Here is a 25191-nt window from a genome sequence, read left to right as displayed (position 1 = left end):
ATGACGCAGCCGTTACTGCAACTGACTGGCATCACCCGCAGTTTCACTGCCGGCGACCGCGAGTTTCTCGCGCTGAAGGACATCAACCTGACGATCAATGCCGGAGAAATGGTGGCGATCATCGGCGCCTCCGGCTCCGGCAAATCAACCCTGATGAATATCCTCGGCTGTCTTGATTACGCCACCGCCGGCAGCTACAGGATCAACGGTCAGGAGACCCGCGACCTCGACGATCAGGCGCTGGCCGAACTGCGCCGCGATTACTTCGGTTTCATCTTCCAGCGCTATCACTTGCTGCCGCACCTGAGCGCGATGCACAACGTCGAGATGCCGGCCATCTACGCTGGCATTCCGGCGCCGCAACGCCACGCCCGCGCCCGTGAGTTGCTGGCGCGGCTAGGCCTCGACGGGCACCTGACGCATCGCCCGAGCCAGCTCTCCGGCGGTCAGCAACAACGGGTGAGTATCGCCCGGGCCTTGATGAATGGCGGTGAAGTGATCCTTGCCGACGAACCCACCGGCGCGCTCGACACCGCCAGCGGCAAGGAGGTAATGCGCATTCTGCTGGAGCTGCACGCAGCCGGGCACACGGTGATTCTGGTGACCCACGACCCTAAAGTCGCGGCCAACGCCGAGCGCATCATCGAAGTCAGCGACGGCGAAATCCTCAGCGACCGGCGCAACCAGCGCGACACCGGGCAACTCTCGGACGAAGAGCAGGTGCCGCCCAAACCACCGGCGACCCGCCGCCTGGTCGCCAGCCTCGGGCTGTTCAAAGAAGCCTTCAACATGGCCTGGGTGGCGCTGATTTCACACCGCATGCGCACCTTGCTGACCATGCTCGGGATCGTCATCGGCATCACCTCGGTGGTGTCGATTTCGGCGATCGGTGAGGGTGCGAAAAACTACGTGCTCAAGGACATTTCGGCGATTGGCAGCAACACCATCGATATCTATTCCGGCAGCAGTTTCGGCGACAAGCGCGCCGCGTCAATCGAGACACTGGTGCCGGCCGACGTTACCGCGCTGAATCAGCTGTATTACGTCGACAGTGCCACCCCGGTGGTCGGCCGCAGCATGCTCCTGCGTTACCGCAACATCGACCTCGACGCGCAGATCAACGGCGTCAGCGACCAGTACTTTCAGGTGCGCGGGATCAAACTGGAGGCGGGCATTACCTTCAGCGAAAGCGATGCGCGGCGCCAGGCGCAGGTGGTGGTGATCGACTACAACACCCGGCATCGGTTGTTCGCCGAGGGTGTCGATCCGCTGGGCCAGGTGATCCTGATCGGCAACCTGCCATGCACGGTGATCGGCGTGGCGGCCGAGAACAAAAACCTGTTTGCCTCCGGCAAGACCCTCAACGTCTGGGTGCCCTACGAAACCGCCGCCGGCCGGATCCTGGGCCAACGCTTTCTCGACAGCATCAGCGTACGGATCAAGGACGGCCAGTCGAGCAAAGTGGTGGAAAATCACGTCACCCAATTGATGCTGCAACGCCACGGCATCAAGGATTTCTACACCAACAACCTCGACAGCGTGATGCAAACCGTACAGAAAACCAGCCGCTCGCTGGCCTTGCTGCTGTCGCTGATAGCGGTGATTTCGCTGGTGGTCGGCGGCATCGGGGTGATGAACATCATGTTGGTGTCGGTCACCGAGCGTACCCGCGAGATCGGCATTCGCATGGCGGTCGGCGCACGGCAGTCGGACATTCGTCAGCAGTTTCTGGTGGAGGCGGTGATGGTCTGCCTGCTCGGCGGGGCCATCGGCATTTCCCTGTCGTACGCCATCGGCCACCTGTTTTCGCTGTTCATCAAGGAATGGGAAATGGTGTTCTCCATGGCCTCGGTGTTGACGGCGGTGATTTGCTCGACGCTGATCGGCATCGTCTTCGGCTTCGTCCCCGCGCGTAATGCATCGCGCCTGGACCCGATCGAAGCGTTGGCACGGGACTGATTGCCGGAGCTGATTGGCCGGGCTCGTGCCTTAAGCGCACAAATCGAAAGGGACGGGTCACGACCCCGTCCCTGTTTTTCGCCCTCAATCCAACTGTGGGAGCTGGCTTGCCAGCGATGACGGCCCACAAGCCGACCAACCTCCCAACTGAATGTACTCAATCCAACTGTGGGAGCTGGCTTGCCAGCGATGACGGCCTACAAGCCGACCGACCTCCCAACTGAATGCACTCATTCCAACTGTGGGAGCGAGCCTGCTCGCGAAAGCGTCCTGCCAGACAAAATCAAAACAACAGAGCAAACGCCGCACATAAACATAACCCCGCAACCACGTTTAAAGTACACGAACCGTTACGCCATACCGGCTACAACGCCTTGCGCCGTTACCTACGCGTACGCCAGAATCCGCCGGCTTACACAGCTATGGGCCGGGCTATATCGTTTCCCAGTCACTGAAAATCAGTGATCGGGTTAGCTAGCCCGTCTGTAATAGCTGTATGGCAACACCTATGCAGTCCCTTTGCGGGGCTCGGTTTTATGGTGGTCATGCGTGGGGCTCACTCGTGAGCGCCGGGTTCCTATTGCAGCCGGTCTACCAACCCGCGTATGGCCACCACCCCTCGTTTGGTAGCGAGAGTGATGGCTCCTGAATAACTGCAATAGGAGTACATCCATGTTCAAAGCCACACCCAACCCGCAGACACCTCAATCCCGTACGACCCAGCCCTCGACCCGCAGAAGATAAAAGCGGCCACCGACCGCGCCATCAACTTCTACCTCAACCCCGGCGCCCTGAAGATCTCGATCCCTTCAACACCCTCAAGCAAATCCAACAGAATCTTCCTCATCGACCCCACCGTGGACGAGGAAACCTTGCTCGTCGAAGCCTGCGAGTCCTTGGCAGCCGCCAGCGACATGGCCCGTGATATCGGCGACACCGTCGACCACCCACAGCGCCGGGCCATGCTGATGCTGCATCAGGTGATCATGCTCAGTGAACTGATGGTCAACCGAGTCCTAGACGGCCGCCGCATCCCGAACTAACTGCCCGGTCCTCTGTAGGAGCTGCCGCAGGCTGCGATCTTTTAATCTTGCTTTTAAAAACAACATCAAAAGATCGCAGCCTGCGGCAGCTCCTACAGGTCATCATTCTTTCAAAGTGCCTCGATCGGAGTGCCAGCTGATGTCCGAAACCTCACCCAATCCGCCGATTACAGACCCGGTATCGCCGTATGAATCCCTCAACTCCAGAAAACTCCACGAAGCCGCCGAACGCGCCCTCGACCATTACCTCGCGCCCGCGCACATCATGGCCACACCGTACACCCCGAGCAGCATGTTCCTGGTCAACCCGCAAACCGACACCGAATCCCTGCTGGCCAACGCCTGTGAATCCCTGGCCTCGGCCACGGTCATGCTCGGTGATTTCGCCGGCACGCTGGAAGGGCCGGGTCGCAATACGGCGCTCGGCATTGCGCAAGTGGTGATGCTGGGGGAGTTGGCGGTGAATCAAGCGCTGGATAGAGTCATGCCGAAGGATTAAGCCGCCAATGTAAAAAACCGCCACCCGGGGAGGGCGGCGGTTTTTTCTTCAGTGGCGGACTCAGGCCGCGCTGGTGGCGGTGGACGTGTCCTCCGGCGAGTACATCCAGCGCATCAACGAATGCCGGCCGCTGATTCCCAGCTTGATCGCGGCGCGCTTGAGATAGCTTTCCACCGTGTTGACCTTCAACTGCAATTGCTCGGCCAGCTCCGGCGCGGTACGCCCGGCGAGCAGGCCAATGCACACCTCGGTTTCGCGATTGGACAGGCTCAGGCCCAGTTGCTGCAAACGTTCGTTGAAGCGCAGTCGCAGGTTGTCCAGGCCCGGTTGCGCGCCGTCAGTGCCGGGCGACGGCTCCTCAGTGCCGGTTTGCAAGGGTTGCAGGGCGTGTATGTGTTTTTCCACCATCGGCAACAGCACCGGAGAGATGTCCTGCAACAAACTCTGCTCCTGAGCCGAGAACCGTTGCGACTGGTCGTTGCGATACACCGAAATCACGTAGCGGTAGCCGTCCTTGCGTCGGCTCAGGTGCAATTGTGAGGCGTCGGCGCTGGCGGAGGCGGGCGGGTCTATTGGCGCGCTCGAGCGTGCGGCAATGTGTTCGCAGAATACCGTTTCAGCCTGCTGGGCCGGGTCTTTGCCGGTTTCCGGCGGATTGCGATGGGCGGGGCGGCCGACCGGCTCAACGCGCATTTGCCGAATGTGCGTGGCGTCCACCGCCAGTTGCGTCTGGATCAGGTCATGCAGCATTCGCGGAAAGTGCCGGCTACCGGTGCTCGCAATGACTTTGCCGATATGGGGAAACAGGTGTGAGTTCATAAACATCATCCATGAGTTGCAGGTGAAACAGTCCCATTCCTGACCTGCGTCGAGCGTGTTCCCTGGTCGACGCAATGTCAGGATGTGGATCCTATCCTAGTACAACGTTTGAAAGACGGTTTAATGAAGGCGTGATCAGCTTATAACTTCACTCGATTTTTTCCGGCGCCACCACCCACACGCTGCACGGCATCTTGTACAGCAGGTGTTCGACGGTGCTGCCGATCAGACGGCCCACACCCCGGTGGGCGATGCGGCCCATGACGATCATGTCGATGTCATAAGCATCGGCGTAGCTGGCCAGTACCTTGGCCGGGTCGCCCAGGATCATGTGCTGGTTTTCTGCCGGAATATCGTTGCGTTCGGCCAGCTCACGGAACGCTTCGCCCTGGGCATCGAACAGCGCCTTGGCGGCACTGGAGGAAAAGAACGCGGAGGCGTGATCGAAACCGAATTCGGCGGCGCTGAGCGAGGTCAGGTCATGGGCGTAAATCACGTCGAGCTGCGCATTACACAGCGTCGCCAGTTTATCGGCCTCGTACAGGATCCGGTCGTTCAGACCTTGGTACTGACCATCGCGATGGAACGGGTCGACCGCCGCGACAATCCGCCGTGGCAGCGCGTGTTGCACATGGCTGACGAAATGCAGCGGCACCGGGCATTCGCGCAGCAGGTGCACATCCAGCGGGGTGAACATCAGGCGCGACAGCAGCGATTCGTGTTCCAGTGCCTTGATCAGCGCCGTCATCGGTTGTTCGTGCAGGTGAATGAGGATTTCCTGCAACGGCCTTTCGACCCAGACCACCTCGGTGGTGACGTGCACCCCGAGTTTGCGCAATGGCCGGGCCTGATCCTCAAGCCATTGATGATGGCGTTCGATGTAACCCAGGCGCATCTGTTCCAGCGCTTGTTCGTTAACCAGTCCGGCGGTCGCCAGGCCTTCCAGATAATCGAAGGCGACGATGTGCAACGCCGCGTCGGATGCCTTGGCCAGCGCGGCGGCGCGCTCGAAAGCCGGGCTGTTTTTCATCAGGGGCGAAACCACCAGCATGAAACGCGATTGTTCAGACATGACAAATCTCCCGTGGTTGATCGCACACACGACGCGAAAGGGCGGCGTTGTGTTCGGGCCGTGAGCCTTGAGTCCATCGTGGCCCGGGCGTGGCGGGCGGGATTGATATTTGTCAACGGGGCGATTCACCCACACAGTCCATCGGACGTGCGGTAGGGGGTGGCTGTCCGAGGTCCCGGGTGGGAGCGGGCGTGCTCGCGACAGCGGTGGGCTGATCCGCAGATTGTTTGACCATTATCAACGTTGGCGCTGTGACGACGGCGCAGTCTTGAAGACATCTCAAGCTGCGACCCGCTCAGAGGATTTGATCATGACCATGATGAAAGCAGCGATCTTCGTCGAAAAGAACCGCATCGTGCTCGACGACAAGCCGATTCCGCAAGTCGGACCACTGGATGCGCTGGTGCGCGTCACCACCACGACAATCTGCGGCACCGACGTGCATATCCTGCGCGGCGAATACCCGGTGGCCAAAGGGCTGACCATCGGTCATGAGCCGGTGGGCGTCATTGAGCGACTGGGTTCGCAGGTGCGCGGTTTCGTCGAGGGTCAACGGGTGATCGCCGGGGCCATTACGCCCAGCGGCCAAAGTTACGCCTGCCTGTGCGGTTGCGGCTCGCAGGACGGCCCGGACACCCGCCACGGCTTCAAGGCGATTGGCGGCTGGAAGTTCGGCAACACCATTGACGGCTGCCAGGCCGAATACGTGCTGGTGCCGGACGCCCTGGCCAATCTGTGCCCGATCCCCGACGGCCTCAGCGACGAACAAGTGCTGATGTGCCCGGACATCATGTCCACCGGTTTTTCCGGGGCGGAACGCGGGGAGATCAACATCGGCGACAGCGTCGCGGTCTTTGCCCTCGGGCCGATCGGCCTGTGTGCGGTGGCGGGGGCGCGCCTCAAGGGCGCCACCACGATCATCGGCGTCGATGCCGTGCCCGAGCGCATGAGCGTCGCCCGCCGGCTGGGTGCGACCCATGTGGTCAACTTCAAGGACGGCGACGTGGTCGAGCAGATCATGGCGTTGACCGATGGCCGTGGCGTCGACGTGTCCATCGAAGCGCTGGGCACCCAAGGTACGTTCGAAGCGGCCTTGCGGGTGCTGCGTCCCGGTGGTCGCTTGTCGAGCCTGGGGGTGTACTCCAGCGACCTGCGCATTCCGCTCAATGCCTTTGCCGCCGGGCTGGGCGATTACAGCATCGTCTCGACCCTGTGCCCCGGTGGCAAGGAACGCATGCGCCGCTTGATGGCGATGGTGCAAAGCGGCGCAGTGGATCTGTCGCCGCTGGTGACCCATCGCTTCAAACTCGATGACATCGAGGCGGCGTATGAGCTGTTTGCGCATCAGCGCGACGGGGTCATGAAGGTGGCGATTACCCCTTGAACAAGGGCCTTTTCCGATTCGACGGAGGCTTTTCGATGAACATTGATATCAGTGCAACGGCGGCGCCGCATGGCTGGGTGGTGTCGTTGGATGATTGTCGCGTGTACTTCAATCAATTGCAGGAGGCGCAGGCTTTTGTCAGCCGGCTCCAGGCCCGTATCGACGCGCCGCATCCCTGGCCACACGCAACTGAGCGTCAAACATTTACCCCACCCGCGCCGGCCAGAACAGTGAAGGCTGTTGCGGGCTGAATTCGATCCGCGCAGGGGTAAGGCAGGGCAAATCGACGATGAATGAATCCCTGGGTTTGACGGGGGCGGCGGCTGCCTTGGGCATCGGCATGCTCATCGGTCTTGAGCGCGAACGGCACAAGGGCACTGGTGAGCGTCGAGGCAGCGCAGGTTTGCGCACCTTCGCGATCAGCGCATTGCTGGGCTACGCCGCGATGGTGGTGGGGGCGGCGTTGTTGGTGGGGATTGTCGCAATCGGTTTGACCTTGCTGATCACCGTCGCCTATTGGCGCGGGCGCGATGACGACCCCGGCGTGACCAGCGAAGTGGCGCTGCTCATCGTGCTCATATTGGGCGCGTTGTGCACACGCTCACCCGAACTGGCGGTGGCGATTGGCGTGGTGGTGGCGGGTTTGCTGACGTATCGGGAAAAGCTGCATGACTTCGCGATCACGCAGTTGAGCGAAACCGAAATGCGCGATGGCCTGATCTTGCTGATAACCGCATTGGTGGTGTTGCCGTTGACACCGGATCGCTACATCGGACCGTACGCCGCGCTCAATCTGCGCACCATTTGCACCTTGACGGTATTACTGATGCTGGTGGGCGCCGGCGGGCACATTGCCGTTCGTACGCTGGGCATTCGTTACGGCTACGTCCTCAGCGCCATCGCCTCCGGCTTCGCCTCCAGCACCGTGACCATTGCGACGATGGGCCATCGGCTCGCCCGGGAGCCGGCGAATCTGCGAATCCTCAGCGCGGCAGCGCTGCTGTCCAATCTGGCGACCATGGTTCAGACCGGGCTGATTCTCGCCACCGTCGATCCAGCCTTGTTGCGCACCATGTGGCTGCCGTTAGTCTGCGGCAGCGTGGCGACGCTGATCTACAGTGCTTGTCTGATGCTTCCCCGACCCGCCAGAGGAACTGAAAAGACGCTGTCGATAGGCGGTGCATTCAATTTGAAACTGGCCTTGATCGTTGCGTTGACCATGACCGCGATCACCCTTGTGTCATCGGCCATGCTCAGTCAATTCGGCCAAATGGGCGTGATGCTCACCGCCACCTTCAGCGGTTTCGCCGATGCGCACGCGTCTACCGCCTCGATCGCCGGGTTGGCCAAGGCCGGTCTGTTACCGGTGGAGGCGATTGTCGCTCCGGCGCTGATTGCGATCAGCAGCAACTCGTTAAGCAAATGCGTGGTGGCCTGGGTCAGCGGCGGCAGGCGTTTCGCGGCGATTGTCATCCCCGGGCAAGTGTTACTGACACTGGCGATGTGGGCCGGCACTTTGTGGCACTGAAATCCGGCGACGCGGGTTTGAGGCAGAGCTGATCAAGATCAACTCGTCGGCAGCAGGAGCGGGCAATCTGGAGATCTGTTCACTCGATCCCGATGGCCGCCGTGCCGAGGTGCCCCATGTCGCAGACCCAACGCTTGTTGTTGATTGCTCCCCCAACCATGAGCCACACCCCGGCGTTCGAGCGCGCCGCCGCGTTGGCCGTCGCCATGCAGTTACCGTTGCACATCGTCGCCTTCGATTACCTGCAGGCGCTGGCGGTGGCGGGGCTGTTCGCCCCTGAGCAAATCCGTCTGGCCCGGGACGGTTATTTGCGCACGCATCGCCAGTGGCTGGCCGAGCAGGGCAAATTGCTCGAACGGCATGGCATCCAGGTCACCAGTGAGGTGGTCTGGGTGCAACATCCTTACGAAGAAGTCCTGCAGTTCGTCAACGAAATGCCGTTGGCGCTGATCATCAAGGATGCGCAGCAGGAGTCGGCGTTGAAGCGGGTGTTTTACACCCCGCTGGATTGGCAACTGCTGCGCGATTGCCCGGTGCCGGTGCATCTGGTCACCGATGACGTGCATCCAAGGCCACGCAGTGTGCTGGCGATCATTGATGTACTGCGCAGTGAAGATCAGGACTTGCTGTTCAACGATCAGATTGTCGACGCTGCGGTGCGCCTGGCCGAGCAGTGTGATGCCAGGCTTGAGTTGCTGCATGTCTACGACTGGGCAGCGGTGTATGCCACGGACATGGGCTACGGCGCCTTGCCGCTGGCCACCGGCATCTATGAGTCACTGGGCAGTGCGCAACAGGAGGCATTTGCCGCCCTGGCCGAACGCCACGGTGTTCCGCCGACCTGCCGACATTTTGTCGAGGGGCCACCGGTGCCGAGCATTTGCGAGTTTGCCGCCGAACATCACATTGAGGTGATCGTGTTGGGCACGGTGCAGCACCACGGTTTGAACAAGTTGTTGGGCACCACCGCCGAACAGATCCTGCATCGCGCGCCGTGCAGTGTGCTGGCGATCAAACCGGGACATACCTTGCAATCGTGAAAAAATCGCCCGGCCCCGAGTCGTTTGCAGACTCGGGACCGGGCGCTGTTTTACAGCTGAAGACGGTGTATGACCTGACGGCTGTCTTCAGGATCGTGGTGGGTTTCGAACTTCAGCGCCCGGGCCAGTTCGCGCATCGGTTCGTTGCTGGCAACGTCGACCGAATACATCTGGCGGAAGCCGTTCTGGCGTGCAGCCTTGATCAGATGCTCCATCAACAGCGTCCCCAGGCCCAGGTGTTGCCATTCATCGGCAACGGTGACGGCGCATTCGCATTCATGCTCGCCGGTGGCGGCATAACGGCTGATGCCGATTTCGATCAACTGGCCGTTTTCATGCACCAGCGCGATGAACGCCGTGCGCTGCCGGTTATCGGTGTCCATCAGTTGGTCGAGCATTGCCGGGCCGGGCTCGCTGATCTGCGCCAGAAAACGCATGTGCCGGGACTCGGGCGACAGGCGTTTGATGAACGCGTATTCACGCTCGCGATCCTTTTCCGCCAACGGACGGATCAACACATGACGCCCATCCTTGACGGCCTCGATCCAGTGTTGCCCGGAGACTGCGGCGTAGGCCGCCACGGCTCGATCGTTGTGGTCTTTGACTGTAAGCATGGGGTAATCCTCCATCCGGTTTGAAAGGCTGACGCGGGTTGAGCAACGGTTGTTTTTGATGGTTTTACGCCGTCGCCGAGGCCAGCATCTGATCTGGATCAGACACACGCGAACGCGTCACTCAATGGCCGTTGGTTGATGTAAATCAACGTCGGGCAGTGGGCCGCGAGCGCAGGCTGGAACCTTGCCGGTCGTTCAACGCCGGTGCCGAGCGGAGGTGTGTGATGGGGCAATATCAACGTTTGCTGCTGGTCGCCGACCAGACCCTGCATCAGTCACCCGCCATGCTGCGCGCCATGGCGCTGGCCAAGGCGAGCGGGGCGGCGCTGGACGTACGGGCCTTTGTCGAACCGGTGCCGGTTGCGCATCTGTGGGAAGAAAGAATCGACGAAGTCGACGCTCAGCGCTATTTGCGGCGCTACCGCCGCTGGATCGCCGATGAGGTCGAACGGCTCAACGGCCATGGCCTGAAGGTCACCGTCGACGTGGTGTTCACCACGCACCCGTTGCTGGAAATTCTCAGGACCGTGCAGGCACTCAAGCCCGATCTGCTGATCAAGGATGTGGCGCTGGAGCCAGTGCTGAAACGGGTATTCATCACGCCACTCGATTGTCACTTGCTGCGTGAAAGCCCGGTGCCGGTGCACCTGGTCAATCAGATTCGCTACGCATTACCGCATCGAGTGGTCGCGGCGGTGGATCCGTTCGATCCGGCCACGCAGATCAACGGCTTGAACGACACCATCATCCAGACGGCCAACGCCCTGGCCTTGCAATGTGACGCGCCGTTGCACTTGTTGTACGCCTATGACTTGTCGGCGGCATTCAACGGTGACGCACCGCTGGTGACCGGTGGCTGGAACGGCAACTTTGTCGAAGAACTGCGTGAATCGCTGCATCAGGCTTTTGTGACGCTGGCCGATCGTCATGGCGTACCCCCGGAGCGTCGGCATTTCGCCATGGGCTTGCCGGTGCCGGTGATCAGTGAGTTTGTCGAGCAGTACCTGGCTGACGTGGTGGTGATGGGCACGGTGCATCGGGTCGGGGTTGACCGGTTGATCGGCAGCAACACCGAGCGGGCACTGTACTCGGTGCCGGGCAGCATTCTGGCGGTCAGGCAACGGGGCCCCAGCGATTGACCGGCCGGGGCCGGCCTCAGCGCGGCGAGCGGTGGCAGCCGGCAACCAATTGCTTGAGGCCGTCCATGTTCTGGATTCGCACGTCGCGGCCGCTGATTTCCACCAGCCCCTGATCCCGCAGGTGAGCGATGCCCCGGCAGATGGTTTCCAGACGCAGCCCGAGAAAGGAGCCGATTTCCTCACGGCGCATTTTCAGCACGAAATCCTTCGCCGAGTAACCGCGCAGGCTCAAGCGTTGCGAAAGGTTGAGCAGAAACGCCGCCAGCCGCTCATCCGAGTTCATGTTGCCCATGAGCATCAACATGCTGTGGTCGCGCACGATTTCACGGCTCAGCAACCGATTGAGGTTGTGCTGCAGTGACGGCAGGTTCTGCGCCAGTTTTTCCAGCTGCGCAAAGTGGATCGGACAGACCTCGCTGTCCTCCAGGGCAAAGGCATTGCAGGCATGCTCGTCGGCGCTGATGGCGTCCAGCCCGAGCATCTCGCCGGGGATGTGGAAACCGGTGACCTGTTCACGGCCGTCCACCGACAGCATGCTGGTCTTGAACGAGCCGATTCGCACGGCATACAACGAGCGCAGCGGATCGCCCGTGCGGTACAGCGCGGCCCCCTTTTTGACCTTGACCCGTTGCACGATCAGCGTGTCCAGGCGCTCGACTTCTGCACCGCTCATGCCGATCGGCAGACACAACTCCAGCACACTGCAGTTGGAGCACGCGGTTTTGAGGTGGTGCACCGGCAAAGCAAGTTTTTCGGACATGGGAAGGTTCACGCGGTTGGGGGTGGAATAAGCATAGGTGCCCCGCATACGGACATCGATTTCATTTAACAACCGCCTGCGCCAGCTGACGAACGGACGAAAGCGCAGTGCGGGGAACGCAGCTGCGCCATTGCTTGATAAAAATCAGAACCCTCGCAAGGCACCGTCGGATACTGGCCGGGCAAATGGTCACTACTCGATCGACAGGGATGTCAGGCTGGCCCTCAGGCCAGTACCGCACTGCCAGGATGAGGTTCGTATGCTCAGATTCAAGCGAATGCTGTTGATCGCGCCTGCCGAAATGGTTCGCACCCCGGCCTTTGATCGCGCGATGGCTCTGGCCCAGGCAACCGGTGCGGCGCTGCACATCGTGGCGTTCGATTATGTGCAGGCGCTGGCAGTGGCCGGTCTGTTTGATCACGATGCGATGGCCCAGGCACGCGAGGGTTATTTGCAAGTGCACCGGCACTGGCTGGAGCAACAGGCCCGGTTCTACACCGGCAGCAGCGTGCAGGTCAGCAGCGAAGTGGTCTGGGCCAGGGCCACGCCGGCGCATCTGCTGGAGTACATCAACGACTATCGGGCCGATCTGGTGATCAAGGATACCCATCATGTCCCGGCGCTGAATCGGGCATTCCATCGACCGCTGGACTGGCTGTTGCTGCGCGACTGTCCGGCCCCGGTGCATCTGGTGACCGAAGCCCGTCATCCTTTGCCGCGGAAAATGCTCGCCGCCGTCGATCTGTCGCATCTGGAGGCTCTGACCCGAGGCCTCAATGACCGCATCCTCGATCTGGCCGCCACGCTGGCAAGCGCTTGCGACGCCGAGTTGCACCTGCTCAACGTCAGCAACTGGTCGGTGCTGGGCGATGCGGCGATGAGCGTGCCGACCCTGAGTCTGGATCACAGCCTGTGCGAGGCGATCAACGACACCCAGCAAGAGGCGTTTGATGCGCTGGCCGAGCGTTACGCAATCGAGACTCAACGCCGACACCAGATGACCGGGATCCCGCACAAGGTGATCGAACAGTTCGCTCGCCAGAACGCGTTCGACCTGCTGGTGCTCGGTACCGCCTACCAGCAGGGCCTCAACGGCTTTATCGGCGCGACGGTCGAGAGTGTCCTCAACCGGGCGCCGTGCAGCTTGATGATCGCCAAACCCTTACCCGATGCGGATTGAGGAGCAACCAGACAAAGCCGATCCGGGCCATTGGATTGTCCGTTATGAGTTGACAGTGAAACGCTTTTCAGCAGGTTTATCGGTTTCGGTGGTGTCAGTAATCTGTGCCCATGTTCAACGCAACGCCAACCACCACAACCAAGAAAAGGGAATCAAACATGAGCACTGCAACCTACAACCGCCTGAACAAAGACGACGCCGTAGTCCTGCTGGTCGACCACCAGACCGGTCTGATTTCTCTGGTTCAGGATTTCTCGCCAAACGAATTCAAGAACAACGTGCTGGCGCTGGCCGACCTGGCGAAATTCTTCAACCTGCCTACCATCCTCACCACCAGTTTCGAACAAGGCCCCAACGGCCCGCTGGTTCCGGAACTGAAGGAAATGTTCCCGGACGCGCCATACATCGCCCGTCCAGGCCAGATCAACGCCTGGGATAACGAAGACTTCGTCAAGGCGATCAAGGCCACCGGTCGCAAGCAGATCATCATTGCCGGTGTCGTGACCGACGTCTGTGTCGCATTCCCGACCCTGTCGGCACTGGCCGAAGGCTTCGACGTATTCGTCGTCACCGACGCCTCCGGCACGTTCAACACCACCGTTCAGCAAGCCGCCTGGAACCGCATGACCCAGGCCGGCGCACAAATGATGAACTGGTTCTCGGTCGCCTGTGAGCTGCACCGCGACTGGCGCAACGACATCGAAGGACTGGGCAATCTGCTGTCGCAGCGGATTCCGAACTACCGGAACCTGATGAACAGTTACTCGGCGTTGACCGCGCAGCAAAAGTGACTGCAGCGTTGTGAATGTGAAAGCCTGCCCTGAAAAGCAGGCTTTCTTTGTTTGCGCCGCTGCATCAGCGTTGCTACCCGTTGTGTTGACCGAACGCGCACACCAGCAGTTTTTTTGATCACCACCACCGGGTATTCCCAGTCGTTTACGGCTAATCTGCGCACTCGCTGACGACAACAAGACAACAACAGGAGTCACTGATGCAACCGATCCGTCTCGGTCTGGTGGGCTACGGCAAGATTGCCCAGGATCAACATGTTCCGGCGATCAACGCCGATCCCGGATTTCGTCTGGTGGCGGTCGCCACGCAAGGTAAACCCTGTGCCGGGGTGGAGAACTTTCACTCGTTGAGCGAGTTGCTGGAACACGGCCCCGAGGTGGATGCGATTGCGTTTTGTACGCCGCCGCAAGGTCGGTTCGCACTGGTGCAGCAGGCGCTGGCCGCCGGCAAACATGTGTTGGTGGAAAAACCGCCGTGCGCCACGCTGGGCGAGGCGATGGCTTTGGTCAATCAAGCCCGGCAGCAGGACGTCAGTGCGCTGTTCGCCTGGCATTCGCGCTACGCCCCCGGTATTGAAGCTGCCCGTGACTGGCTCGCCAGTCGCACGCTGCAAAGCGTGCGGATCGACTGGAAGGAAGACGTGCGCAAATGGCATCCCGGTCAGACGTGGATCTGGCAACCCGGTGGTCTGGGCGTTTTCGATCCGGGCATCAACGCCTTGTCGATCGTCACCCGTTTGCTCGCGCAGCCACTGTTTGTCGACTCCGCCGAACTGCGTGTACCGGACAACTGCCAGTCGCCGATTGCCGCGTCGATCAAAATGTTCGATGCCAGCAGACTCGACGTGCAGGCCGAGTTCGATTTCGACCACGGTCACGACGAACTCTGGAGTATCGAGATTCGCTGCGCCGAAGGTGTGCTGCGTCTGGACAACGGCGGAGCGCTGCTGAGTATCGATGGCGTGCCCCAAGCGGTGTCGGAAGAGGGCGAGTACACGGCGGTGTATCGACACTTCCGGCAACTGATTGGCGATCAGGCCAGCGACGTGGATCTGCAGCCACTGCGGCTGGTGGCGGACAGTTTCTTTGTCGGCAGTCGGGTGGCAGTCGAGCCGTTTTATGATCCGGCACGCTGATCAGTTGAAGCGGGATAGCGGTTGTGCGATGACGGCGAACCTCAGCGTCAGGCCTAAGCTAATGCAAAAAGGGTATTTGTTTGTGGTTTTTAAGATCGTTTAGTTTTGTCTCACGACGAATCAAACGCATCAAACCGATAGACCCCCGATTGCCATGACGGCACACGCTGAATCGATCAAAGGCTCTTCAGGTTTGGTTCACACGGGAGTGAATCATGCCGCATACCCTCGATATCACCACGCTGCCGACGCTGGACCTGTCGTTGTTCGAAGGCACCGCGCAACAGCGTTATGAATTTCTTGAAAACCTGCGTCACGCCGCGCGTGACGTCGGCTTTTTCTATCTCACCGGCCATGGCATCGACAGCGACCTGCTCAAGCAGGTGCAGGATCACGCCCGGCAGTTCTTCGCCTTGTCCGAGCACGAAAAAACCGCCGTCGGCATGATCAATTCGCCGCACTTTCGCGGGTACAACCGTGCCGCTTCCGAGATCACCCGTGGTCAACCCGACTGGCGTGAGCAATTCGATCTCGGCGCCGAGCGTGAAGCGTTGCCGCTGGACGCGGACAGCCCGTTGTGGGCGCGCTTGCAGGGACCCAACCAATGGCCGGCGGCGCTGCCAGAACTGAAACCGCTGCTGCTCGAATGGCAACAGGCGATGACGCGCATGGCGTTGCGCCTGCTGCGTGCCTTTGCCCAGGCGCTGTCGCTGCGGGCGGACGCGTTCGATCAGTTGTACGGCGACAAGCCCAACGAACACATCAAGTTGATGCGCTACCCAGGCCAGGCCGCCAGCGCGAGCCAGCAGGGCGTCGGCGCGCACAAGGATTCCGGGTTTCTGAGCTTTCTGCTGCAGGACCAGCAGGCCGGTCTGCAAGTGGAGGTCGAAGAGGGGCGCTGGATCGATGCGTTGCCTCGCGACAACACGCTGGTGGTAAACATCGGCGAACTGCTGGAGCTGGCCACCAACGGTTATCTGCGCGCCACGGTGCATCGGGTGGTGTCGCCGCCCGCAGGCAGCGAGCGTTTGTCCATCGCCTTTTTCCTCGGCGCGCAACTCGATGCCGTGGTGCCGCTGTACCCGTTGCCCACCGCGCTGCTGCGCGAAGCGCGTGGCCCGGCGAGTGATCCGCTCAATCCGCTGTTTCGCGATGTCGGCTGGAACTACCTCAAGGGCCGGCTGCGTTCGCACCCCGACGTCGCCCGGCGCTTCTATGCCGATGCGCTGATGCCCGCCGCACCGGCTCGCAAGACCGTCAACGCCTGATTCATCACTCGCTCAAGGACTCCGCACATGTTGAAAAAAGCAGGTTTGACCCTGGCCGTGCTCGGCGCGCTGGTGACTTCGTTCGGTGCTCAGGCGCTGGAGCCGTTGCGAGTGGCCGCTGATCCGGTGCCCCACGCGCAGATTCTCGCGTATATCCAGACTATCGATCCGCAACTCAACCTCAAGGTCATCGAGATTCCCAACGGGGTGAACTCCAACGAGCTGTTGGTGCACGGCGATGTCGATGCCAATTACTTCCAGCATCTGCCGTACCTGAAATCCCAGGAACAAGCGCTGGGGCAGAAACTCGCGGTGGCTGCCACGGTGCATATCGAGCCGCTGGGCATCTATTCGCGCCGGCACAAAAGCTTCGCCGAGGTGCCGGAAAAAGGCACCGTCGCCGTGCCCAACAACGTCACCAACCTGAGCCGTGCGCTGTACCTGTTGCAGGACAACGGGTTGATCAAACTCAAGCCCGGCTTCAAGGATCCGGCGGCCGATCAGGCCACCCCCAAGGACATCGCCGAGAACCCGAAACAGCTGAAGATCCTTGAAATCGAATCGCCGCAGATCCCACGGGCGCTGGACGACGTCGACCTTGCGGTGATCAACGGCAACTACGCGCTGGAAGCCGGACTGGTGCCGGCCCAGGATGCGCTGGGGCTGGAGAAGGCCGAGCACAATCCGTACGCCAACATTCTGGTGACCACGCCGAAATTGCAGAACGATCCGCGGATTGCGCAACTGGCCAAGGACCTGACCTCGCCGCAAGTGGCGAAATACATCAGCGATAACTTCAAGGGGTCGGTGATTCCGGTGGAGGATGCCAAGCCATGATCGTCGTCGAGCAGTTGAGCAAGACCTACCCGTCGGCGCCGGCGCCGGCACTGGATCAGGTGTCACTGAGTATTCCCGACGGCGCGATCTACGGCATCCTCGGGCGCAGCGGCGCAGGCAAGTCGACCCTGTTGCGCTGTCTCAATCTGCTCGAACGCCCGGACAGCGGGCGGATCCTGATCGACGGCGTGGATCTGCTGACCCTGTCGCCCAGCGACCTGCGCCGCCAGCGGCAGCGCATCGGCATGATTTTCCAGGGCTTCAATCTGCTGCATTCACGCACCGTGTTCGACAACATCGCCGTGCCGCTGGAGATCGCCAACGTCGGCAAACCGTGGCGCCATGTGCGGGTGCGCGAGCTGCTGGAACTGGTCGGTTTGACGGACAAGGCGCAAGCCTTTCCCTCGCAGTTGTCCGGTGGGCAAAAACAGCGGGTGGGGATCGCCCGCGCCCTGGCAGCGGAGCCTGCGTATCTGCTGTCGGACGAAGCCACCAGTGCACTGGACCCGGAAACCACCGCGTCGATTCTTGACCTGCTGCGCGATATCAATCGGCAACTGGGCGTGACCATTGTGCTGATCACCCATGAGCTGGACGTGGTCAAGTCGATCTGCGATCACACAGCGTTGATGGCCGACGGGCGCCTGATCGAGTCCGGCCCGGTGCCGCGTTTGCTTGCCGATCCGCAGTCGAGTCTCGGCACTTCGTTGCGTCCGACCTGCGGCCTGCCGCTGGGCCACGACATCCCCGGGCTCAGCTTTCTCAAGCAATACGGCGTGCGGGCGGCTCAGTCATGAACCGCACGATCAACTGGGATGAAATCCTGCAACTGCTGTTCAACGCCACCGGCGAAACCCTGTACATGGTCTTGCTCGCCGGGCTGTTCACGCTGCTGATCGGTTTGCCGCTCGGGGTGTTGCTGTTTGTCAGTCGCCGCGACGGATTGTGGCCGCTGCCACGGCTCAATGCTGTGCTGGGTTCGCTGGTCAATCTTGGGCGCTCGCTGCCCTTTGTGGTGATGTTGATTGCGCTGATTCCGCTGACGCGTCTGCTGGTCGGCACCACCCTCGGCAGCACCGCGGCGGTGGTGCCGATCACCATTGGCGCGTTTCCGTTTTTCGCGCGGATCGTCGAGAACGCGCTGGACGAAGTCGACAAGGGCCGGATCGAAGCGATCCTCGCCATGGGCGGCGATATCCGCCATGTGATTTGCAAAGTGCTGCTGCCCGAAGCGCTGCCGGCCCTGCTGGCGGGGATCACTCTGACGCTGGTGATGCTGATCGGTTTTTCTTCCATGGCCGGGGTAATTGGCGGTGGCGGCCTCGGTGATCTGGCGATCCGTTACGGCTATCAGCGTTTCAACAACGAAGTGATGGTCGCCACCGTGGTGGTGCTGGTCATTTTGGTGCAGGGCGTGCAGAGCCTGGGCGACCGGCTGGTGCGTTCGCTGGCCCATCGACGTTAAGGAATATTATGAGTGTCGTCGTGGCCCGCGCGCCGCTGATTCAGGTGCGTGAACTGAGCAAGCGCTTCGGCTCGAGCAGCGCCCTGGATCGCGTCAGCCTGCAGATTCATCCCGCCGAAGTGGTGGCGTTGCTCGGTGCCAACGGTGCCGGCAAATCGACGCTGGTGAAGATTCTCGCCGGCAGCCAGCGCGCTGATAGCGGCGAGATTTACATCGACGGCCAGCCCCGGCAATTCAGTTCGCCGCTGTCGGCACGTCGGGTCGGAATCGTTGCCGTGCATCAGCAGATCAATGAGGGCATTGCGCCCGGTTTGAGCGTGGCGGAAAACCTCCTGCTCGATGAGTTGTGCAGGCCCGACGCGGACTTCTGGCTCAACCGCCAGCGCCTGCTGGAGCGCGCCGCGAGTATCGCCGCCGGGCTGGGCCTGAAATTGCCGCTGGAGCAGCCGATTGAACACCTGGGCCAGGCCGAACGGCAGTTGGTGGTGCTGGCGCGGACCTTTGCCCTGCAGCCGCGTCTGCTGATTCTTGATGAGCCGACCGCCGCGTTGTCGGTTGCCGAGGCGCAGCGGCTGTTCGGGCTGATTGACACCCTGCGCAGCCGTGGCGTGGCGATTCTGTACATCTCCCATCGCTTGTCCGATCTGCAACGGGTGGCGGATCGCGCCATTGTCCTGCGCGATGGTCGACTGGCCGGGGAATTCAGCGCACGGCAGTTGCCGGAAGCGGTGCACGCCATGCTCGGGCAGGCGCTGGACGGGCATGTCTACACGCCCGGCAGCGTGGGCCGAAAAGTCATTGGTGTGCGCGGTTTGCAGATTTTGCCGCGCTCCAGGCGTTTCGATTTCGACCTGTACCAAGGCGAAGTGGTGGTGCTGACCGGGCTGCTCGGCGCCGGCAAAAGCGAGATGGCCGAAGTGCTGTTCGGTTTGCGCAAAGCCGTGGCCGGCAGCCTGCAACTCGATGGCATGGAGTGGCTGCCGGGTTCGCCAAGGGACGCGATCCACAGCGGTGTATTTCTCGCGGCGGAGGATCGCGCCAGTCAATCGTTGGTGCCCGATTTCTCCCTGCGCCGGACCCTGACGCTGCCGTTTCTGCAGCGCTTCACCCGTGCCGGTTTCATTCGCAACCGCGCCGAAGCCGCAGCGGTCGAGGCGCAAGTCGCGGCGCTGGGGATCAAGACTGCCGGCATCGAGGTGCCGATGAGCGCGCTGTCCGGCGGCAATCAACAGAAAGTTGTGCTGGGTCGCTGGCTGCTCGGGGCAGGGCGGGTGTTGATTCTCGATGAGCCGTTTCAGGGCGTCGACGTGCGCGCCCGTCGCGAGATCGGCCAATTGTTGCGCGACACTGCCGGCGGCCGGGCAACCCTGGTGATTTGCGCCGATGTCGATGAAGCCCTGGAAATCGCCGACCGCATTCTGTTGGTGCGCGATCACGCGGTGGTCGCCGAATACCCACGTGCCGGTCTTGAGCGCGCGACCCTGGTCGCTGCGCTGGCCGGTAGCGACGCTAGCGAAAATCCCTTTCATGCCACGCCAAGGAGCAGAGCGAGTGCCTGATTCGAGTTCATTGTTGTCGTCCGCTACGGCACCCGCCGAGCGCCTGCTGCACGCGCTGATCCGCTACGGCCTGTTGTGGCTGTTGGCGCTGATCGTGGTGTTTTTCAGTGTCGCGGAGCCGGCGTTTTTGCGCGTCGGCAATCTGTTCAGCATCTTGCAGTCGGTGTCGATCGTTGCGCTGTTGGCCCTCGGTGTGACCCTGACCATGGCCGTCGGCGGACTTGATCTGTCGATCGGTGCGGTGGCGGCGATGAGCCTGATGATCGCCAGTTACGTGATGGTGGTGCTCGGCTGGGGCGCGGTGCCGGCGGTGCTGATCAGTCTGGGCGGTGGCGCACTGGTCGGGCTGCTCAATGGCTGGCTGATCGTCAAGCTGCGGGTGCCGGATATTCTCGCGACGCTGGGCAGCATGTTTCTGGTGATCGGCGTGCAACTGATTCCCACGGGTGGGCGCTCGATTGCGGTGGGCATGACCTTGCCCAGTGGTGTGGAAACCGAAGGCAGCTTCAGTGCGGCGTTTCTAGCGCTGGGACGTGGGCGTTTGTGGGAGGTGGTGCCGGTGCCGGTAGTGATCACCGCGCTGCTGGCGCTGGCGGTGTGGCTGTTTCTCGAGCGCACGCGCATTGGCCGATTGTTCTATGCGATTGGCGGTAACGAGCAGGCAGCGCGATTGTCAGGCGCGCCAGTGCAGCGCTTCAAGTTGCTCGCGTACGTGCTCTCGGCGTTGCTCGCCTCGCTCGGCGGGTTGCTGTTGGCGGCGCGCCTGGGTCGGGGTGATGTCAGCTCCGGCAACGGTCTGGTGCTCGACGCCCTCGGCGCGGCGCTAATCGGTTTTGCCGTGCTCGGCGCGAAGAAGCCCAATGCGTTCGGCACGTTGGTCGGCGCACTGTTGGTGGCGTCGCTGCTCAATGGCCTGACCATGCTCAACGCGCCGTATTACGCGCAGGATTTCGTCAAGGGACTGGTGCTGGTGCTGGCCCTGATGTTCACCTTCGGCCTCGCGCATCGGGCGCGCTGAGCCGGTTCATTTGTCGCTGCAAGGAAGATGTATGCACGGTTCAATCAAGCAGTTCGCACGCCACTGCCTCGCCGGCGCGGTGCTCTCGGCGTTGGCTTTGAGCGCACAGGCCAAGGCATTGCCGGGTGCTCCGGCGCCGTTCGACAAGGGCCAGGTGCAGATCGCGCTGGTCGGTTATCTGTTTTCCGGGGACTTTCCCGAGGCGTACCTGCGCGGCGTGGAGAAACAGACCGAGGCGCTGGGGGCCAATCTGCGGGTGTTCGATGCGCGGCAGCAGGCGGCGAGTCAGGGCGAGATGATCGATCAGGCGATCGACCTCGGGGTCGACGGGATCATCGTGCAACTGGGCCTGGCGGAAACCCTCAAGGGACCGATTGACCGGGCGATCGCCAAAGGCATCAAGGTGGTGGCGTTCGACGTTGACTTGAACAGTCCGCAAGTGACTCAGGTCGAGCAGGATCACCATGCACTGGCGCGGCTGGCGCTGGATCAGGCCGTGAAAGACAACGGCACGCGGTTCGATGCCGGTTACGTGTACATCAGCGGCTTCACGCCGATGGAGCGCCGCGACGAGATCTGGAGTGAGGTGAAAAAGGCCAATCCGGGCATCATCGAGAAGGCGCGTTTCGGCACGCTCAATCCGCCGATTGCCAACTCGGTGGCGGATCAGGCCAGCGCGGTGCTGCGGGCCAACCCGGATATCAGCGTGATCTTCGCGCCGTTCGACGAGTTCGCCAAAGGCGCGAAAATCGCCGTCGACGAGGCCGGGCTGGGGCGCAAGGTGAAGATCTACAGCGCTGACATTTCCACCGCCGACATCCAGATCATGAAAGAACCGGACAGCGCCTGGGCGGCGACCGCAGCGGTCAATCCGCAAGTGGCAGGGGCGATCAGCGTGCGCAGTCTGGCAATGTTGATTGCCGGCGAAAATCCGGGGCATCAGGTGCTGGTGCCGCCGACCCTGATCACGCGTCAGCAACTGCTCGATCTGGACGTGAAAAACGTTCGCGATCTGGCGCAGAAACTCCCGGCGTTCGGTGATACCGCCAACGTGGCGCGGGCGGAGTGGATTCCTGTGGCGAACTGAAAATCCTGTATTTATCCACCGATCCCTGTGGGAGCGGGCTTGCCAGCGATAAGGTCCGTTCAGCCACCTTATTTATTGACTGATACACCGCTTTCGCTGGCAAGCCAGCTCCCACAGGTTTTGTGGCGTGCACCAATCCGCTGATCGACACAATCCACTGTGGGAGCGGGCTTGCCCGCGAAGGCGCCGGTTCAGTCGATAAAGACGTTGGATGTGCCAACGCCATCGCTGGCAAGCCAGCTCCCACAGGGAAGTTTTCTACATTTTAGTTAGTTGATGTTTAGTTGGTTTAAGTGTTGATGGAACAACACTTATGTTGCTCTAAATACAACTATTCAGCCGGATCTAACCTAAGTGTTATTGGTTCTTTTACGGCAAGCCTTCAGCCCGTCTAGCATCGGTGTTCAACGGAGAAACTGACTTTGGGGATTCTGCGCTTCAGTCACTAATCAGCCTTCACCGCCTTCCTGATTTCCAAAACTACAGCAGACATTGCCGTGCATTGATTGCCGACCCTTTATTGTCGGCAACGGCCGGGTATTAGCTGCGATAAAGGAGCTGTCACATGTATCAGCGTTCCCGTTCATTACTGGCTATCGCGGTGGTCGGTGCGATCTGGCAACTTCCGGCGCAAGCCGAAGACACTTCTACCCGCGTTGACGATGACACACGGCTGGGTACCGTGCTGGTCACCGGCACTCGGGGCACGGCACGTACGGTGCTCGACTCTCCAGTGCCGGTGGACGTGTTGACCGCCGCCGATCTCAAGTCCACGGGCGCGGCCGACGGTGAACTGGGCCAGGCGCTGCAGACGTTGCTGCCGTCGTTCAGCATGCCGCGTCAGTCCAACTCCGGTGGCGCCGACCATGTGCGCGCCGCACAGCTGCGCGGCATGAGTCCGGACCAGGTGCTGGTGCTGGTCAACGGCAAGCGCCGTCACACCTCGGCGGTGGTCAACGACTCGTCGAAAATCGGTCGCGGCACGGCGCCGGTGGACTTCAACTCGATCCCCATCAGCGCGATCAAACGCATCGAAGTGCTGCGCGACGGCGCCGGGGCGCAGTACGGTTCCGACGCGATTGCCGGGGTGATCAACATCATCCTCGACGACGCCCCCGAGGGCGGTGAAGTGTCCACCAGCTATGGCGCGTTTCACACTCATCAGGACGCCATCGGCAGAACCACCACCGACGGCCAGAACAGCGTGACCACCGCCAAGATCGGCACGCGCTTGGGCGAAGAGGGCGGGTTCATTCGCGGCGGCACCGAGTACAAAAATCGCAATCCGACCAACCGCGCCGGTTTCGATGGCTTTGCCGATACCCCGGACCAGCGCAACTACGTGATGGGCGACGGCCTGGCGCGGGACGTCAACCTGTGGTTCAACAGTGAGCTGCCGCTGGCGGGTGGCAAGGCTTACAGCTTCGGCACTTACAACCAGCGCCACACCACCGGCGCCGAATTCTATCGCTACCCCTACGAGCAGCCGCAGTTCTATCCTAACGGCTACCTGCCGCAGTCGCTGGGCGACAACAAGGACGTCTCTGCCACTGCCGGTTTCAAAGGCATGATCGGCGCAGACTGGGACTTCGACAGCAGCGTCACCCATGGCCGCAACCGCTTCGACGGCTCCACCCGCCGCACGCTCAACGTCAGCCTCGGTGAGGACTCGCCGACCCGGTTCGACACCGGCGATTACGAACTGCGCCAGACCACCACCAACCTCGATTTCAGCCGCGAACTGCGCCTCGGCGGACGCTCGTTCGTGCTGGCGCTGGGTGGTGAATACCGTTACGAAAATTACCTGACTTACGCTGGTGACGAGGCCTCCTACATCGGCTCCGGCGCTGACGGCGCCAACGGTCTGCGCCCAAGCGAAGAATCGGACCTGGACCGCAACGTGTTTGCCACCTACGCGGAAATTTCGGGCGATCTGACTGACCGCTTTTTCGTCGACGCCGCCACCCGCTGGGAACATTACGATGATGCCGGCAGCAAACTCACCGGCAAGCTCAGTGGTCGCTACAAACTGACCGAGCAGTGGGCGTTGCGCGGTGCGGTGTCGAACAATTTTCGCGCGCCGTCGCTGGCGCAGAGCGGCTTTCAGAACACCACCAGCAACTTCGGCGAAGGCGGCACGCTCACCGATATTCGCGTGCTCTCGGTCAACGACCCGATCGCCCGCGCGCTGGGGGCAGAGAAGCTCGATCCTGAAACCTCGAAGAACTTCAGCCTCGGCCTGACCTTCCAGTTCAACGAGCGCTTCGATGCCTCGCTCGATGTGTTCCGCATCGACGTCAAGGATCGCATCACCCTGTCGCAGCGCATCGGCAGCGATGCCATGGAGCAATACATCAACGATAACTTCGGTGTGGCCGGGGTACATGATGTCAACTTCTTCACCAATGCCGCCGACACCAGCACCCACGGTGCCGAACTGGTGCTCAACTACCACCAGCCGCTGTATGAAGGGCAACTGGGCCTGACCACCGCGTACACCTACAACCACACCAAAGTCACCAGCACCAAAGGCACGCCCGCGCAACTGACGGCGCTGGGTATCGGCAACGATGCGCTGGTCGGCGTTGAAGAAACCAACACCCTGACTGACGCGGCGCCCAAGGATCGTTTCGTGTTTTCCGCCAATTGGGCCAGCGAACACTGGGGCTTGCTCGGGCGTCTGACCCGGCAGGGCGAGACCACCCGCGTCTTCGACTTTGGCGACTCGCAACCGGAGCAGACCTACGGCGCGGTGTGGCAACTGGACGCCGAGGTGACCTACAAATTCACCCCGAAATTCAGCGTGGCCCTGGGCGGCAACAACCTCACCGACAACTACCCGGAACGCTCCGGCTCGGCGATCAACTACGGCGGCAACCTGCCGTATGACGTGCTGTCGCCGATTGGCACCAATGGCGCGTATTACTACGCCAGCGCCACTTACGGCTTCTGAGCCGATTCGCCATGGATGGCGGATCTTCTGCGGGACACTC

General features: G+C 61.5%; 22 protein-coding genes and 1 pseudogene. 19 read left to right on the top strand and 4 right to left on the bottom strand.

Going from position 1 to position 25191, the window contains the following annotated elements:
* From AC193Q_RS08365 to AC193Q_RS08355, 3 genes and pseudogenes are all read left to right on the top strand, one after another.
* On the top strand, positions 1-1959 hold the full coding sequence (locus AC193Q_RS08365; RefSeq protein WP_483879411.1) for a MacB family efflux pump subunit: 1959 nt from the start codon (positions 1-3) through the stop codon (positions 1957-1959).
* 672 nt (positions 1960-2631) lie between these two features.
* Positions 2632-3002: pseudogene (locus tag AC193Q_RS08360) on the top strand (DUF6124 family protein).
* A 139-nt stretch (positions 3003-3141) separates the two neighbouring features.
* Positions 3142-3501, top strand: coding sequence for a DUF6124 family protein (locus AC193Q_RS08355; RefSeq protein WP_121185899.1), 360 nt, complete (start codon positions 3142-3144; stop codon positions 3499-3501).
* A 60-nt stretch (positions 3502-3561) separates the two neighbouring features.
* Here AC193Q_RS08355 and AC193Q_RS08350 read toward each other — a convergent pair whose 3' ends face one another.
* Both AC193Q_RS08350 and AC193Q_RS08345 read right to left on the bottom strand, forming a co-directional pair.
* The gene (locus AC193Q_RS08350) at positions 3562-4320 is read right to left on the bottom strand and encodes a helix-turn-helix transcriptional regulator (protein WP_483879410.1); all 759 of its coding nucleotides are present in this window, start codon (positions 4318-4320) and stop codon (positions 3562-3564) included.
* 148 nt (positions 4321-4468) lie between these two features.
* Positions 4469-5392: a universal stress protein gene (locus tag AC193Q_RS08345; RefSeq protein ID WP_095668998.1), complete on the bottom strand. Its 924-nt coding sequence runs from the start codon at positions 5390-5392 to the stop codon at positions 4469-4471.
* Positions 5393-5702: 310 nt separating this feature from the next.
* Here AC193Q_RS08345 and AC193Q_RS08340 point away from each other — a divergent pair, with 310 nt between their 5' ends.
* The 4 genes from AC193Q_RS08340 to AC193Q_RS08325 all read left to right on the top strand — a co-directional run bounded on the left by AC193Q_RS08340 (position 5703) and on the right by AC193Q_RS08325 (position 9344).
* Positions 5703-6776 (top strand): NAD(P)-dependent alcohol dehydrogenase, encoded by a 1074-nt coding sequence (locus AC193Q_RS08340; RefSeq protein WP_483879409.1) that lies wholly within the window; start codon positions 5703-5705, stop codon positions 6774-6776.
* A 35-nt stretch (positions 6777-6811) separates the two neighbouring features.
* Entirely contained in the window at positions 6812-7027 is a 216-nt protein-coding gene (locus tag AC193Q_RS08335; protein WP_182404378.1) for a hypothetical protein, read from the top strand.
* Positions 7028-7065: 38 nt separating this feature from the next.
* Positions 7066-8304: an MgtC/SapB family protein gene (locus tag AC193Q_RS08330; RefSeq protein ID WP_483879408.1), complete on the top strand. Its 1239-nt coding sequence runs from the start codon at positions 7066-7068 to the stop codon at positions 8302-8304.
* 116 nt (positions 8305-8420) lie between these two features.
* Positions 8421-9344, top strand: a complete 924-nt coding sequence (locus tag AC193Q_RS08325) for a universal stress protein (RefSeq protein ID WP_095669002.1) — start codon at positions 8421-8423, stop codon at positions 9342-9344.
* Between the two features lie 50 nt (positions 9345-9394).
* On the opposite strand, the gene AC193Q_RS08320 is transcribed toward AC193Q_RS08325, so the two are convergent.
* Positions 9395-9958, bottom strand: a complete 564-nt coding sequence (locus AC193Q_RS08320; protein WP_121185891.1) for a GNAT family N-acetyltransferase — start codon at positions 9956-9958, stop codon at positions 9395-9397.
* A gap of 224 nt (positions 9959-10182) precedes the next feature.
* Between AC193Q_RS08320 and AC193Q_RS08315 the strand changes: the two genes are divergently transcribed.
* Positions 10183-11097 carry a universal stress protein gene (locus AC193Q_RS08315; RefSeq protein WP_047293763.1) on the top strand — a complete coding sequence of 305 codons (915 nt, stop codon included), beginning with the start codon at positions 10183-10185 and terminating at the stop codon, positions 11095-11097.
* A 16-nt stretch (positions 11098-11113) separates the two neighbouring features.
* Here AC193Q_RS08315 and fnr read toward each other — a convergent pair whose 3' ends face one another.
* A complete protein-coding gene (gene fnr, locus AC193Q_RS08310) occupies positions 11114-11857 on the bottom strand; it encodes a fumarate/nitrate reduction transcriptional regulator Fnr (protein ID WP_041074991.1) in 744 nt (247 codons plus the stop codon).
* Positions 11858-12116: 259 nt separating this feature from the next.
* Between fnr and AC193Q_RS08305 the strand changes: the two genes are divergently transcribed.
* The 11 genes from AC193Q_RS08305 to AC193Q_RS08255 all read left to right on the top strand — a co-directional run bounded on the left by AC193Q_RS08305 (position 12117) and on the right by AC193Q_RS08255 (position 25151).
* Positions 12117-13037 carry a universal stress protein gene (locus AC193Q_RS08305; protein WP_483879407.1) on the top strand — a complete coding sequence of 307 codons (921 nt, stop codon included), beginning with the start codon at positions 12117-12119 and terminating at the stop codon, positions 13035-13037.
* A gap of 158 nt (positions 13038-13195) precedes the next feature.
* Positions 13196-13828: an isochorismate family cysteine hydrolase YcaC gene (gene ycaC / locus AC193Q_RS08300; RefSeq protein WP_041074995.1), complete on the top strand. Its 633-nt coding sequence runs from the start codon at positions 13196-13198 to the stop codon at positions 13826-13828.
* A 200-nt stretch (positions 13829-14028) separates the two neighbouring features.
* On the top strand, positions 14029-14964 hold the full coding sequence (locus tag AC193Q_RS08295) for a Gfo/Idh/MocA family oxidoreductase (RefSeq protein ID WP_476283786.1): 936 nt from the start codon (positions 14029-14031) through the stop codon (positions 14962-14964).
* Between the two features lie 215 nt (positions 14965-15179).
* Positions 15180-16232: an isopenicillin N synthase family dioxygenase gene (locus AC193Q_RS08290; RefSeq protein ID WP_182404383.1), complete on the top strand. Its 1053-nt coding sequence runs from the start codon at positions 15180-15182 to the stop codon at positions 16230-16232.
* A 27-nt stretch (positions 16233-16259) separates the two neighbouring features.
* A complete protein-coding gene (locus AC193Q_RS08285; RefSeq protein ID WP_182404384.1) occupies positions 16260-17069 on the top strand; it encodes a MetQ/NlpA family ABC transporter substrate-binding protein in 810 nt (269 codons plus the stop codon).
* A complete protein-coding gene (locus AC193Q_RS08280; RefSeq protein ID WP_476283784.1) occupies positions 17066-17866 on the top strand; it encodes an ATP-binding cassette domain-containing protein in 801 nt (266 codons plus the stop codon). The genes AC193Q_RS08285 and AC193Q_RS08280 overlap by 4 nt, the downstream gene beginning before the upstream one ends.
* Positions 17863-18534 (top strand): methionine ABC transporter permease MetI, encoded by a 672-nt coding sequence (locus tag AC193Q_RS08275; RefSeq protein ID WP_476283782.1) that lies wholly within the window; start codon positions 17863-17865, stop codon positions 18532-18534. Before AC193Q_RS08280 ends, AC193Q_RS08275 begins: the two co-directional genes overlap by 4 nt.
* Before the next feature lie 8 nt (positions 18535-18542).
* A complete protein-coding gene (locus AC193Q_RS08270) occupies positions 18543-20093 on the top strand; it encodes an ATP-binding cassette domain-containing protein (RefSeq protein ID WP_476283780.1) in 1551 nt (516 codons plus the stop codon).
* Positions 20086-21111, top strand: a complete 1026-nt coding sequence (locus tag AC193Q_RS08265) for an ABC transporter permease subunit (protein WP_476283778.1) — start codon at positions 20086-20088, stop codon at positions 21109-21111. The genes AC193Q_RS08270 and AC193Q_RS08265 overlap by 8 nt, the downstream gene beginning before the upstream one ends.
* A 31-nt stretch (positions 21112-21142) precedes the next feature.
* Positions 21143-22198 carry a substrate-binding domain-containing protein gene (locus tag AC193Q_RS08260; protein WP_476283776.1) on the top strand — a complete coding sequence of 352 codons (1056 nt, stop codon included), beginning with the start codon at positions 21143-21145 and terminating at the stop codon, positions 22196-22198.
* Between the two features lie 565 nt (positions 22199-22763).
* The gene (locus tag AC193Q_RS08255; protein WP_476283774.1) at positions 22764-25151 is read left to right on the top strand and encodes a TonB-dependent receptor domain-containing protein; all 2388 of its coding nucleotides are present in this window, start codon (positions 22764-22766) and stop codon (positions 25149-25151) included.
* Positions 25152-25191 lie beyond the last annotated feature (40 nt).

This window comes from Pseudomonas sp. F2 (assembly GCF_057174385.1).
This window is presented reverse-complemented; position numbering and strand designations above follow the sequence as displayed.

Coding starts and splice junctions, on each gene's coding strand:
- AC193Q_RS08365 (WP_483879411.1), top strand. CDS start 1: ATGACGCAGCCGTTACTGCAACTGACTGGCATCACCCGCAGTTTCACT.
- AC193Q_RS08355 (WP_121185899.1), top strand. CDS start 3,142: ATGTCCGAAACCTCACCCAATCCGCCGATTACAGACCCGGTATCGCCG.
- AC193Q_RS08350 (WP_483879410.1), bottom strand. CDS start 4,320: ATGAACTCACACCTGTTTCCCCATATCGGCAAAGTCATTGCGAGCACC.
- AC193Q_RS08345 (WP_095668998.1), bottom strand. CDS start 5,392: ATGTCTGAACAATCGCGTTTCATGCTGGTGGTTTCGCCCCTGATGAAA.
- AC193Q_RS08340 (WP_483879409.1), top strand. CDS start 5,703: ATGACCATGATGAAAGCAGCGATCTTCGTCGAAAAGAACCGCATCGTG.
- AC193Q_RS08335 (WP_182404378.1), top strand. CDS start 6,812: ATGAACATTGATATCAGTGCAACGGCGGCGCCGCATGGCTGGGTGGTG.
- AC193Q_RS08330 (WP_483879408.1), top strand. CDS start 7,066: ATGAATGAATCCCTGGGTTTGACGGGGGCGGCGGCTGCCTTGGGCATC.
- AC193Q_RS08325 (WP_095669002.1), top strand. CDS start 8,421: ATGTCGCAGACCCAACGCTTGTTGTTGATTGCTCCCCCAACCATGAGC.
- AC193Q_RS08320 (WP_121185891.1), bottom strand. CDS start 9,958: ATGCTTACAGTCAAAGACCACAACGATCGAGCCGTGGCGGCCTACGCC.
- AC193Q_RS08315 (WP_047293763.1), top strand. CDS start 10,183: ATGGGGCAATATCAACGTTTGCTGCTGGTCGCCGACCAGACCCTGCAT.
- fnr (WP_041074991.1), bottom strand. CDS start 11,857: ATGTCCGAAAAACTTGCTTTGCCGGTGCACCACCTCAAAACCGCGTGC.
- AC193Q_RS08305 (WP_483879407.1), top strand. CDS start 12,117: ATGCTCAGATTCAAGCGAATGCTGTTGATCGCGCCTGCCGAAATGGTT.
- ycaC (WP_041074995.1), top strand. CDS start 13,196: ATGAGCACTGCAACCTACAACCGCCTGAACAAAGACGACGCCGTAGTC.
- AC193Q_RS08295 (WP_476283786.1), top strand. CDS start 14,029: ATGCAACCGATCCGTCTCGGTCTGGTGGGCTACGGCAAGATTGCCCAG.
- AC193Q_RS08290 (WP_182404383.1), top strand. CDS start 15,180: ATGCCGCATACCCTCGATATCACCACGCTGCCGACGCTGGACCTGTCG.
- AC193Q_RS08285 (WP_182404384.1), top strand. CDS start 16,260: ATGTTGAAAAAAGCAGGTTTGACCCTGGCCGTGCTCGGCGCGCTGGTG.
- AC193Q_RS08280 (WP_476283784.1), top strand. CDS start 17,066: ATGATCGTCGTCGAGCAGTTGAGCAAGACCTACCCGTCGGCGCCGGCG.
- AC193Q_RS08275 (WP_476283782.1), top strand. CDS start 17,863: ATGAACCGCACGATCAACTGGGATGAAATCCTGCAACTGCTGTTCAAC.
- AC193Q_RS08270 (WP_476283780.1), top strand. CDS start 18,543: ATGAGTGTCGTCGTGGCCCGCGCGCCGCTGATTCAGGTGCGTGAACTG.
- AC193Q_RS08260 (WP_476283776.1), top strand. CDS start 21,143: ATGCACGGTTCAATCAAGCAGTTCGCACGCCACTGCCTCGCCGGCGCG.
- AC193Q_RS08255 (WP_476283774.1), top strand. CDS start 22,764: ATGTATCAGCGTTCCCGTTCATTACTGGCTATCGCGGTGGTCGGTGCG.